This window comes from Gracilibacillus thailandensis (assembly GCF_010994055.1).
GTDB classification, from domain to species: domain Bacteria; phylum Bacillota; class Bacilli; order Bacillales; family Amphibacillaceae; genus Gracilibacillus; species Gracilibacillus lacisalsi.
The window spans coordinates 1-11,672 of the sequence record NZ_WJID01000099.1 but is presented as its reverse complement, the minus strand read 5'-3'; the positions used below and the strand labels follow the sequence as shown (position 1 = coordinate 11,672).

Below are 11,672 nucleotides of genomic sequence, written 5' to 3'. Positions count from 1 at the left end.
CAAACATCCTGAAAGGAGGTTAAGTGGGGGTAGTTCAATGCTTGGTAGGGATATTAGTGTGTAATGGTGGCGTGATTAACCAGCCTTTGTCTTTATTTAATCGCAACATTTTCGCTCCGGCTTGAGCCTGATTCATATGGAATTGACCAAAAAGCATGGCGATGTCTTCACGTGTAGATTGTCCAATAATGGTACTGCAAGCTACAAGACATTTGGCGATATTTGCTGAGATTGCTGCACTGATCTCCGCGTCATTAAATCTAGCTCCAACCGGGATGTCCTCTAATGTTGCATATGAACGTTCCGGTGGAGAAGGTGGTAAGGCAATACCGTTTACTTTTAATATTTCCTCAATACGTTCACTTTCCTGTTTGATTAAGGAAATACCGTCATCCAATTGTTTCTTTAAATCTTGATCTCCACAATGATTCAGAAATGTCTGGTATGTGGCATAGTTACTTTTCGCAGCTAATAAATATGCCCAAATGCTTGCAATTTCACCATAATGTAATGGTTGTTTTTTGGGATCACCTGATAAAATACCCATTGATTTTCCTCCTCTATTGATCTAACTGTTGTTGGCATTGCTGACAAAGTTGCTGAATTTGTTGCAACTGTTGAGCTGCATTGCGTTCTGCTTGGGCCATTCCTTGTTGAGTAGCACCCATGTTGGCTCCTTGTTGTTGAGCATTTTGCTGTTCTTGTTGTTCTAGTTGCTGTGCGATTTGTGTAATTTGTTGTAATGCTAGCTGAACTTGTTGCTGATGTGGCATGATTGACATCCTTTCGAGTTTTTATCATAGCTATTGTTTGTATTTTTACTTGAAACTATGCGTGCGAATAAAAGCTTATATATAACAAACAATATAGAAGAGGTGATAAGGGTGATAAGTTTCATTGTCAAAATAGTAACAGTACCAATTGTGTTGCTACTTACTATGTTTATGTCGGATAATGTTAATTACGGGGCAATGTGGCAACCGTTGTTGATTATTTTACTATTAATAGGAAGTGGCTTGGCATTAGAATATGCACTGTTGAATAGTGGAACTTTGTGGACAAGTGTTGTACTCGATTTAATCACAGCGTTTTTAATCCTCTATTTTATTTCCAATATATTTGCAGGCGCCTACGTTTCATTCGGAGGAGCTCTAGTCGTATCAATCATTTTAGGTGTATGTGAGTACTTGCTACACCGATTCTTAATCCGTTCTGGAAATGTTGATAAAGCTCCAGCTTAAATAAATAGGAGGTGTAGTTTCCGCTACACCTCTCTAATTAAACCAAAAGAAGGACAAAATATGCGAAATTCGCAAATTTTGTCCTTCATTTAAAATCAAATAGCTTAGCCCATCTCGCCAAATGCGTAATCAATACATTTAATTGTTTCTTGAATATCTTCTTCGGTATGAGCAATCGTTAAGAACCATGCCTCATATTTAGAAGGGGCTAGATTGATCCCCTGTTTCAACATTAATTTGAAAAATTGTCCAAATTTATCGCCATCTGTAGCCTCCGCTTGAGCATAATTGATTACCTTTTCTGAACCAAAGTACAGAGTTAGTGCTCCTTTTAAGCGGTTGACAGTTATATCAATGCCGTGTTTCTCAGCAGCTTTAAGCATCCCTTTTTCTAACATTGCGCCTAATCGATCAAGCTTGTCGTAGACACCGTCTTCTTCTAATACTTCTAAACAAGCAATTCCAGCTGACATCGATGCAGGATTGCCAGCCATTGTTCCAGCTTGGTATGCTGGTCCAAGTGGTGCGACCTGTTCCATGATTTCTGCTTTGCCACCATATGCCCCAATTGGCAGTCCCCCACCAATAATTTTACCCATCGCGGTCATATCTGGTTCAACACCAACAAGCTTTTGGGCTGATCCATACGTAAAACGGAATGCGGTAATTACTTCATCATAAATAACTAAAGCACCAGCATCATGTGTAAGGTCATTTACTTGTTGTAGAAATCCTTCTTCTGGCTCGACAATCCCGAAGTTGCCGACAATTGGTTCAACTAAGACGGCTGCTATCTGATCCCCCCAGTGATTAAGAGCTTCTTTAAATGCTTCTATATCATTAAAAGGTACGGTGATCACTTCTTTTGCAGTCGCTTTTGTTACACCAGCAGAGTCAGGGTTTCCTAATGTAGAAGGACCAGAACCTGCCTGTACTAATACGGTATCAAAATGGCCATGATAGCACCCAGCAAATTTAATAACTTTCTCACGACCGGTGTAGGCGCGAGCCACACGAACAGTTGTCATTACTGCTTCTGTCCCAGAATTAACGAAACGAACTTTGTCTAACGATGGGATCGCTGCTTTTAACTTTTGAGCAAAAATATTTTCTAGTTTCGTCGGTGTTCCGTAGAGCACACCATTTTCAGCAGCGCGTTGAATGGCTTCTGTAATATGTGGGTGAGCATGACCAGTAATAATCGGACCATAAGCTCCTAAATAATCGATATATTTATTACCATCGACATCCCAGAAGTAGGCACCTTCGCCCTGCTCCATATAGACAGGTGTGCCACCGCCAACTCCTTTATAAGCACGGGATGGCGAATTGACTCCTCCAACAATATGTTGCTGTGCTTCTTTATGTAAAGCTTTTGATTGTGTATATTGCATGAAAAAACCTCCATGATTAAAATGCAACTATTATTATAGCACTTTTAACCACAGAGGGAAAAACAGCTTACATCACATGTTTAATTTTACGAATATACAATCCGCGAATGAAGAAAAAGTAAATGACATATACCAATAAATACCCACTAATCAGTGTGACACTTGGCAGTAAAACAGATGATTCCAACATGTTTTGTAATGCCTTAAAAGCAAACCCAGCATGAATTACCGCTAGGATAAATGGTATAAAAAACAAATAGGCAACTTGTTTTGTCGCAATTTTTTTCATTTCACTTATAGTGAGTCCAATTCTGTACAATGCCTGATATTGTCTAATATCCTTATCTAGATCCTGATATATTTTGAAATAGAGAATCGATCCAGCCGCAAGGAAGAAAAGAACACTAATAAACATTCCGAAAAATAATGCATAGGATAAGGTGTTCCTTAAAACTAGGTATGAACTCGCTTTATCCGATCCCCCTACAATGTCAGAATCAACTTGTTCTACATGCTCCCTAATGTATTCTGCATTCGCTACCCAATCATCAACGGTTAGGGCAAGATAGCGATAATGCTCATTTGGTTCAGCAACAGATGCAAATTGATCATACAGTTGATCACTGACAACGACGGTGTAACCGGTATGGAAGTTAGAATTCACAATGGATAAAGCATTATCTGCTTGTACCGTTTCCTGATAATTTTCGGATTGTAAGGTTAATTCTCCGGCTATCGGATTGGAGAAGCTCATTTCATAAGAAAAGGTCAACACAATCGCCTTATCATCTGTTAAATCCCGAGTTGCATCTTCCTCATTTAATGCTAACAAAGATTGATAATCTGAATAGGATAGCAGGTTCACCCGTGTTTCCCTGTCATTGTTCGTTACCATTGCTTGGGTAAGGTCAACGGCTAATGACTGATAATCAATATTTTCTTCTGCAAGTGCTGTCGTAAATGGCTTGATTTCCTCATCCATCTTTTCGATATTGTCTATCCCTTTACTGATGAAAGAGACATCCTGCGGTATATTAGCTGTAGCTTCCGTTTCGGCACTTTCGAACATACCGTACATGACACCGGAAGCGGTAAAGGCTACAGCACTTAATATGGTAACGAAAAATAATAGTCGAGCATGATCTTTTAATTTATAGCCTAAATCCGAAACAGTTAGTAAGTTTGTCTTATTAAAATAAAGATGTTTATTTTTCTTAAGAAGATGGATAAATAACACCGAGAATTGGGTAAATAACAGATAAGTACCTGGAATAATCAATGCTAGGATAGGCATCATCCGGTATCCGATCGACGCCATATCCGATGTCCATGCTAAATAATAAGCAGCGATGACGAGTCCAATCCCAATGGTAGCAAGTATCCAAGAAAATCGAGGTGTTCTTTTCGGCGCTTTGGCACCTTGAAATAAATGAACGATTGAATTAACCCTTAAAGTCCATACAACGATTAATGAATTCAATTCAAACATAATAAAATAACTGACAAATGTTAAGGCGAGTGCTTTCCATGAAATTTGAAAACCTAATGAATCCTCAAGACCAAGCAGGCTGGAAAAGCCCATAATAAATAGATTGGCAAACAGCATACCAACTAGTATCCCTGTAATAATGGACACTAATCCAATTATCGTATTTTCCAAAATTAACAGGCGATTTAGCTGGCTCTTACTAATACCAAGTGTCATTAAAATACCGTATTCCTTCTTACGGGATTTAATGAAAGCCCCTGTAGAATATAGTACAAACAAAAAAGAAAAGCTGAAAATGATGACTTCAGCAGCTGTAATACCACCTTGGACAGTATCTTGAAAATCATAATTAGCGATCTCCGGATGAAACATAATCACCGCATATATAAAGAATACGGCTACCGAAAACATACAACTAAAGAAATAACTGAGATATTGTCGGGAGTTACGTTTAACATTATTAAATGCGAACTGTCTGAAGGTCATCGGTATCTCCTCCTAGCATGGACTGTACATTTAAGATCTCTTGGAAAAAGGATTGCCGATTATCACCTTTATGGAGTTCATTAAATATTTTGCCATCTTTAATGAACAGGATTCGTTCACAGAAGCTTGCAGCGAAAGGATCGTGTGTCACCATTAACGTAGTTGCTTCTTTCTGACTATTTAATTGTGATAGGGCGTCCATCACTTGTCTAGAAGCTTTTGAATCTAAGTTACCTGTAGGTTCATCTGCGAAAATTATCGTCGGTTCATGAATAATTGCCCGGGCAATAGCGGCCCGTTGCATTTGTCCACCAGATACTTCAAAGCTGCGATTACGTAAAATCGTATCAATCCCAAGTTGATTAGCGATTTGCGCTAATTTATTTTCCATATCTTTTACTTTCCAACCGTCTAATGTCAGTGGAAGCATAATATTTTCAGCGATCGTTAAGGTATCTAATAAATTGAAATCCTGAAAAATAAAGCCCATTTCCCGTCGTCTGAACTTAGCAAGTTTGCCTTTTGACAGACGGGTGATCTCTTCTCCATTAATTGTAAGAGTGCCAGCGGATAAGCGGTCAATGGTTGACAGAACATTGAGTAGCGTTGTTTTACCACTACCAGAAGGCCCCATTACACCAACAAATTCTCCTTTTTCAATCGAAAGTGAAATATTATCGATTGCTTTATGTTCAATGCCACGTTTACTGCCATATACTTTTGAAATATTCGTTGCCTCTAATAGACTCATGATCTGTTCATCCTTTCAGGGAATCATTTATCTCTCATTATAAACAGGTTACCTTCTATCACCTATTGATTATTCTTTCAAAACAAAAAAGAAATCTTACATTTTTGTAAGACTTCTATTGTGAAGGGTCAAATCGAATTGTAAACGTTGTTCCCTTCGTTACTTCTGAACTTACTGTTAGTTGATGTTCTAACGAATCACATATTTGTTTAGCAAGGAATAATCCCATGCCAGTTGATTCACGGTAATTGCGCCCATTTTCTCCAGTGAAAAATGGATCAAAAATTCGCTTCAAGTCTTGCTTTGGTATTCCTATTCCATGATCGGTAATCTTTAACTCGATGGCACCTTCCCATACAGATGCTTGATAGACAATATTGCTGTTCGTATTACTGGTATATTTAATCGCGTTAGCTGTAATTTGCTCGAGCACAAAACCAAGCCACTTCTGATCGGAATAGATATGTAATGATGGATCGATCTCGACTTTCGGATAGACACGATTACGGATAAAGCTTGATTTATATTCTTGGATAATGGAATGTACTAAATCTTTTAAGCCAATTTTTTCGACATGAAAATCTCGTTCAAATTGCTGTAAGCGAGATTGGTATAAGGCAAGTTGCAATCCTTGTTTGATGCGGTCTAGTTCCTCATCCATATCTTGCTTGAATTGTGCCGGCAGATTATGTTCTTCCTTTTCCAATGTTAAGCGCATCACAGATAGCGGCGTTTTCATCTGGTGGATCCATTGTTGCATAAAAATATTCTCTTGTTTTTTCTCGGCATGTAATTGTTCTACTTGCTCTTTATAACTGTTATATTGTTTCTCATAATGTTCTCTTAATTGCGTAGTAAGATAATCAGGAGTATTCGGCAGCCAAGCAGACTCTGTCGCATCATCAATCGTATAACGATAGATGTCACGATATTTAGTGTAACGATAAGTATGATATACAAGCAGGAAAAAAGTAACGATAATGAACATATAGAAAACATCGCCCTTACTAATTCCTGAATCAGTAAAAGAACTGGCAAGCTGTGCGACAATGATCACGATCATCATTTGGGAATAAAAGAAAATAATCGAACCTATTTGATCTTTTAGATAATCTTTCATGTTCAACGCTCCCAGACTTGTTCTAATTTATAGCCTGCGCCACGAATAGTTTTCAATGCGCCTTCTATTCCTAAATCTGTTAACTTCTTTCGTAGTCTCGTTATATTGACGCTTAGTGTATTATCATCAATAAAGTCTTGATCATCCCACAATCGTTCTAATAAGAATTCCCGCGAAACAATTTTTTCTACTTGTGTCATAAGTGCTTGGGCTAATAAGTATTCCTTTTTCGTTAACAAACACTGGTAATCTTGAAACGATAAGATAAAAGTGGATGCATCTAGCTGCAAACCGTTGACATCAATCAAGTTTGCATTTTTGTCAGCACGATATTCACCGTAAACACGCCGCATCAAACTTTTAATTTTCGCGAGCACGACTTCGAGCTGAAATGGTTTAGTTATGTAATCATCTGCACCATTTTCAATCGCCATGACTTGATCCATGCCACTGTCACGGGCCGAGATGAAAATGATCGGACAATTACTAATGGCACGGATTTTGCGGCACCAGTAAAAGCCGTCAAACCTTGGCAAATTAATATCTAATAATACAAGGTGTGGTTGATAGTCCTGGAATTCTTCCTGGATTTGATCAAAATCGTTCACTGAAGCTATTTCATAATCATATTTTTGTAAGAAATCTGCCAATATATCACGAATTTTTGGATCATCTTCGACAATATAAATACGTCTCATTCGTCATCACTCCTACTTTTTCATCGTATACTAAAAATAGGAAAATATAAAGTGAGAGTTTCATCAGGATGTTACAGTCCGTGATTAACAGGTGAGGGAGGGGAGTTATGGTTGCAGTTATTTCGATTCTATTAATTGTCATCTTATTAATAGGAAGTTTATATGCATTTATTTTCGGAAAGGCACATCAACGTAGTTATTTTTCCTATGAAATTTTTTATACACTACTTGCAGTTTATTTTACTGTCCTCACCTCATTTGCTTGTTTATATTTCGTCTTATCCTTTCAAGGTGTCTTATTACTGGATGATGGTAAACTGACAAAATTACCGCCATTTGAAACATTAGCGCATTCTTTTTATTTTAGCGGTGTCACCTTAATGACTGTTGGATATGGCGATATAACACCTGTCGGCTGGGGTAGGTTGTTGGCATTAATCGAATCATTAATCGGCTATATATTACCGCCGGCTTTTTTTCTGAAAATATGGCAAGGTAAAGGGGAACGTGATGTATATTAGTTGAGACTTCCGCCAATTTCAGATACGCTTGAGATAACAATGATGGATGGAGGGATTTCAATTATGACAGTTGAAGTAGGACAAGCTGTACAAGATTTCGAATTAACGAATAATAAAGGGGAACAAGTAAAACTCTCCGATTATAAAGGCAAGAATATCGTGCTTTATTTCTATCCGAAAGATGACACACCTGGCTGTACGACAGAAGCGTGTGATTTCCGTGATAATTATGAAAGCTTTCAGGACTTAGATGCCGTTATTCTTGGTGTAAGCCCAGATTCAGAAGAGAGCCATAAGAAATTTATCGACAAGCACGATCTACCTTTTGAATTATTAGTTGATCAAGATAAGGAAGTAGCAGAGCAATTTGGTGTATGGCAATTAAAGAACAAATTCGGTAAAGAATATATGGGGATTGTTCGCTCTACCTTTATTATCGACAAAGAAGGCGTCTTACAGAAAGAATTCCGCAATGTTCAAGTAAAAGGACACGTCGAAAAAGCATTAAACTACATTCGCGAAGAATTGTAAGAGCGAAAAGTGTAAGCACGAAAATGTGCTTGCACTTTTTTGTTCCTTGTAAGGAAAGTATTAACATTGGTATCACAACATTTTTAGAGTCTTCGATAATCCAAGTATTTAGCTCTAACATATGTAGTAGAGCAGTACTTAGCGTAGGCCGCCCACTTTCACTCCTGTGGGAATTGTTTGACCTGAAGATCCACTTTTTCGAGCGGGTTTTGCTCGAAAAAGTTAGCTGAAGGACAAACCCCACGGAAAGGAAAGTGGGCAGCCGGAGTGGTGGATAAGCTGTTCAAATATTCCGGTTTGCTGGTTTCACTTAACTAAATACCATTAAAGGAGGGAATATCATGCGTATTTATACAAGAGCAGGCGATCAAGGAGAAACATCGCTAATATACGGAAAACGTGTTCCAAAAAATGATGCAAGAGTAGAGGCATACGGTACTTGTGATGAAGTCAATGCTGTCATCGGACAAGCAATCAGTTTTATCGAACAGGAGGACTTTCAGGCAAAAGCTACCTTAATAGATCAACTTCATTATCTGCAAACGATTCTGTTCCACGTCGGTTCAGAGCTGGCAACACCAGAAGGTAAAGAAGTGACATGGAAGCTGGAGCAACGTCACATTGATGCTTTAGAACAACAGATCGACAAATGGCAAGAGGATCTTCCAGAATTGCGCAATTTTATTTTACCATCCGGACATCCTGCGGCAAGTTCGCTCCACCATGCAAGAACGGTAGCAAGAAGAGCAGAGCGAATGGCTGTCGAATTACAGGATCAATTACAGGACTCACTGGCGATCAAATATTTAAACCGTTTATCCGATTATTTGTTTGTCGTGGCACGAACAGTAAACCATCAATTAAACGTCGAAGAAAAACATTTAAAAGCGGATATTTAATAAAGGACTAGCATAAAATTATTGGTAACTCGTATACTTATATTGACAGACTAAGTAGATAGAGAGTACACTAATTATAAGAATTATAAAGTAATAATTGTGTTAATAGTGGTACTATTGTAAAATAGTACTAATGAGCACACTGAGATATTACAATTTGTAGGAGAAAGTGAGGTGCATGGCGGTGTCTGAACATATGCTGCAAGAAGCGGTAGATAAATTAAAATCTTCAGGCGTTCGAATTACACCACAGCGTCATGCGGTGTTGGAATATTTGTTGAATGCTGAAACTCACCCTACTGCTGATGATATTTATAAAGCATTGGAAGGAAAATTTCCTAATATGAGTGTTGCAACTGTCTATAACAATTTACGTGTATTTCGCGAAATCGGCCTTGTTCGTGAATTGACATATGGAGATTCATCAAGTCGTTTTGATTGTAACACATCTAAGCATTATCATATTATATGTGACAATTGCGGGAAGATCGTTGACTTTCACTATCCAAGCCTTGATGAAGTCGAGTCATTAGCAGAACAGATTACTGGGTTTGATGTAAGCCATCACCGAATGGAAGTATACGGTGTTTGTCAAGAATGTAAAAAAGAGAAAAATCAAATCGTATAAAAAGAAACACACGACGCACCTTTGCTCGTGTGTTTTTTATCCATTATTATCTGTATCTGTAAAGTAAAAAAACGTCGCTAGTACTTAGCGGCGTTTTTTCTTTGAATTATAGCTTTCGTCAAATTCTTTTCCTTCTAGGTCCTTGTCCAATGTGAGCGGCTGTTTACAATGCATACAAGCATCAACACGCCCGAGCATTTTAGTCGGTTTCTCACAGCTTGGACATATAATAGGTACGGCTCGGGTAGAGAGCATGCCGATCCAAAAATAAACGACTGAACTGAAGATGATTGCCATAGTTCCTAAAATCATAAAGACTAGCATCAGCCATCCGATATTTTTAAAGAGTAAACCAACATACATAATGATGAATCCGATAAAAACTAAAGACAATGCGAAGGTTCTGATTTTATTTATCTTACTTTTATATGTAATATCCGCCATAGAACTTCCTCCAAAACAATAGTGTATATCGATTGTAGTATAGCATATTTGTAATGAAAATGCTTGCGGTCGAAATACTGATGTCAAATAATACCTGTTTGCAAGACCGGCTTATTGGGTAAAAAGTAACAAATCAAAAAAGTTACGATCATGGAAAGGGATTAGCTAATTTTTATCGAATTATTAATTATGAAAGGATCAGAGGGGGAGAATCAATTGGAGGATATTTTACGTCCTATTTATCAAGAAAGAGCTAGTAACCGTAACACAATGGGGATACTGATTATGGAGAAAAAGAAAAAAATCAGCCCGGAGACAGATAATTTTGATTCCATTTTGTTAGTAGTTGTAAAAGGATTAGAAGAGAAATGGCTCGTAAAACATTATGAGTTTGGAGAACAATCAGCAGCATTACATGTTATTGACCGCGATCTATTAGAAGAATGGATTGAGAAGAGTATCTATAGAAGAGCGGTAGAATGGATTATTAATGGAAGAATCATCTATGACCGTAACGAATATTTGGCAAATTTAAAGGAAACATTACGAGTATTTCCATGTGATAACAGAAAATTACGCTTAACGATTGAATTTTCCAAGCTAACAAGAAGCTATATTGAATCACGAGATCTATTCGAATCTGGCAATTACTTGGATGCTTATAGCAGACTGTTACGTTCCCTACATTATTTAGGGAGAATCACCATTTTAGATAAAGGCTACCATCCAGAAGTAATGGTATGGAATCAAATAAAACGGATTGATCCGGAAGTGTATAAGTTATATGAAGAATTAGTTCGAAGTACAGAAGAAATGAATAAAAGAGTAGAACTGATGCTTTTAGCAATGGATTTTGCGATTAAACAACGAGCAGAAGCATGTGCAGCCCATTTGTTAGAGGTGATGGGAACACGTGATACACCTTGGGGTTTTGGTGAGTTAAAAACACATCCGGATGTAACTCCCTATATGTATGATTTAGTAAGTGTAGTAGAGTATTTAGTTTCGAAGGATATAATCGAAGTAGTATTAGAAGAAACCAAAAGTACAACAATACGTCATCGTAAATACCAAGTTAGGAAGAAGTAGAAGCTGTTATGCTTCTGCTTTTTTTCTATAATATAATGGACGCCTTTTTTATTCACACATTATAACGGAAGGCATATACTGTTGATGTTGATGCTAAAGAAGGGCTATGATCACGGAAAAGAATAAAGAAATAAAAAAATGCTGAAAAGTTGTTGACACTTTATTTAAAAGCGTGTTATATTATTAATCGTCGCTGAAACGGCGCAACAAAAAAATATCATCTTTCAACAGCAAACAATAAAGAAATTTTAAAAAGTTGTTGACATCAATTTGGTGAGATGATATGATATAAAAGCTGTCGCAAAAACGGCGGTCACATTGATCTTTGAAAACTGAACAAAGCAACCAGTATGATTTTAAACATGAAACAAAAGCTAGCTT

14 protein-coding genes are annotated in these 11,672 nt (G+C 37.5%); 6 read left to right on the top strand and 8 right to left on the bottom strand.

What is annotated here, in order from left to right; genetic code table 11:
- Window positions 1–34: 34 nt before the first annotated feature.
- Window positions 35–547 (bottom strand): DUF3231 family protein, encoded by a 513-nt coding sequence (locus GH715_RS20135; RefSeq protein ID WP_153837042.1) that lies wholly within the window; start codon window positions 545–547, stop codon window positions 35–37.
- 13 nt (window positions 548–560) lie between these two features.
- Window positions 561–773, bottom strand: coding sequence for a hypothetical protein (locus tag GH715_RS20130; protein WP_153837041.1), 213 nt, complete (start codon window positions 771–773; stop codon window positions 561–563).
- Window positions 774–884: 111 nt separating this feature from the next.
- On the opposite strand from GH715_RS20130, the gene GH715_RS20125 reads away from it, so the two are divergent.
- On the top strand, window positions 885–1,241 hold the full coding sequence (locus GH715_RS20125; protein ID WP_163578793.1) for a hypothetical protein: 357 nt from the start codon (window positions 885–887) through the stop codon (window positions 1,239–1,241).
- A 104-nt stretch (window positions 1,242–1,345) separates the two neighbouring features.
- Here the strand turns inward: GH715_RS20125 and GH715_RS20120 are convergent, their stop codons facing one another.
- From GH715_RS20120 to GH715_RS20100, 5 genes are all read right to left on the bottom strand, one after another.
- Window positions 1,346–2,635, bottom strand: a complete 1,290-nt coding sequence (locus GH715_RS20120) for a glutamate-1-semialdehyde 2,1-aminomutase (RefSeq protein WP_153837039.1) — start codon at window positions 2,633–2,635, stop codon at window positions 1,346–1,348.
- A 67-nt stretch (window positions 2,636–2,702) separates the two neighbouring features.
- On the bottom strand, window positions 2,703–4,610 hold the full coding sequence (locus GH715_RS20115) for an ABC transporter permease (protein WP_153837038.1): 1,908 nt from the start codon (window positions 4,608–4,610) through the stop codon (window positions 2,703–2,705).
- Window positions 4,585–5,361, bottom strand: a complete 777-nt coding sequence (locus GH715_RS20110) for an ABC transporter ATP-binding protein (protein WP_018932595.1) — start codon at window positions 5,359–5,361, stop codon at window positions 4,585–4,587. Before GH715_RS20110 ends, GH715_RS20115 begins: the two co-directional genes overlap by 26 nt.
- A 115-nt stretch (window positions 5,362–5,476) precedes the next feature.
- The gene (locus GH715_RS20105; RefSeq protein ID WP_153837037.1) at window positions 5,477–6,481 is read right to left on the bottom strand and encodes a sensor histidine kinase; all 1,005 of its coding nucleotides are present in this window, start codon (window positions 6,479–6,481) and stop codon (window positions 5,477–5,479) included.
- A gap of 2 nt (window positions 6,482–6,483) precedes the next feature.
- Window positions 6,484–7,179, bottom strand: coding sequence for a response regulator transcription factor (locus GH715_RS20100; protein ID WP_153837036.1), 696 nt, complete (start codon window positions 7,177–7,179; stop codon window positions 6,484–6,486).
- 107 nt (window positions 7,180–7,286) lie between these two features.
- On the opposite strand from GH715_RS20100, the gene GH715_RS20095 reads away from it, so the two are divergent.
- The 4 genes from GH715_RS20095 (at window position 7,287) to perR (ending at window position 9,758) form a co-directional block, all read left to right on the top strand.
- Window positions 7,287–7,700 (top strand): potassium channel family protein, encoded by a 414-nt coding sequence (locus GH715_RS20095; RefSeq protein WP_153837035.1) that lies wholly within the window; start codon window positions 7,287–7,289, stop codon window positions 7,698–7,700.
- 63 nt (window positions 7,701–7,763) lie between these two features.
- Window positions 7,764–8,231 (top strand): thioredoxin-dependent thiol peroxidase, encoded by a 468-nt coding sequence (bcp, locus tag GH715_RS20090; RefSeq protein ID WP_153837034.1) that lies wholly within the window; start codon window positions 7,764–7,766, stop codon window positions 8,229–8,231.
- Between the two features lie 341 nt (window positions 8,232–8,572).
- Window positions 8,573–9,130: a cob(I)yrinic acid a,c-diamide adenosyltransferase gene (locus GH715_RS20085; RefSeq protein ID WP_153837033.1), complete on the top strand. Its 558-nt coding sequence runs from the start codon at window positions 8,573–8,575 to the stop codon at window positions 9,128–9,130.
- A 178-nt stretch (window positions 9,131–9,308) separates the two neighbouring features.
- Window positions 9,309–9,758, top strand: a complete 450-nt coding sequence (gene perR, locus GH715_RS20080; protein ID WP_018932601.1) for a peroxide-responsive transcriptional repressor PerR — start codon at window positions 9,309–9,311, stop codon at window positions 9,756–9,758.
- 84 nt (window positions 9,759–9,842) lie between these two features.
- Here the strand turns inward: perR and GH715_RS20075 are convergent, their stop codons facing one another.
- Window positions 9,843–10,202 (bottom strand): YgzB family protein, encoded by a 360-nt coding sequence (locus GH715_RS20075; protein ID WP_018932602.1) that lies wholly within the window; start codon window positions 10,200–10,202, stop codon window positions 9,843–9,845.
- 216 nt (window positions 10,203–10,418) lie between these two features.
- On the opposite strand from GH715_RS20075, the gene GH715_RS20070 reads away from it, so the two are divergent.
- Window positions 10,419–11,291, top strand: a complete 873-nt coding sequence (locus GH715_RS20070) for a nucleotidyltransferase-like protein (RefSeq protein WP_153837032.1) — start codon at window positions 10,419–10,421, stop codon at window positions 11,289–11,291.
- Window positions 11,292–11,672 lie beyond the last annotated feature (381 nt).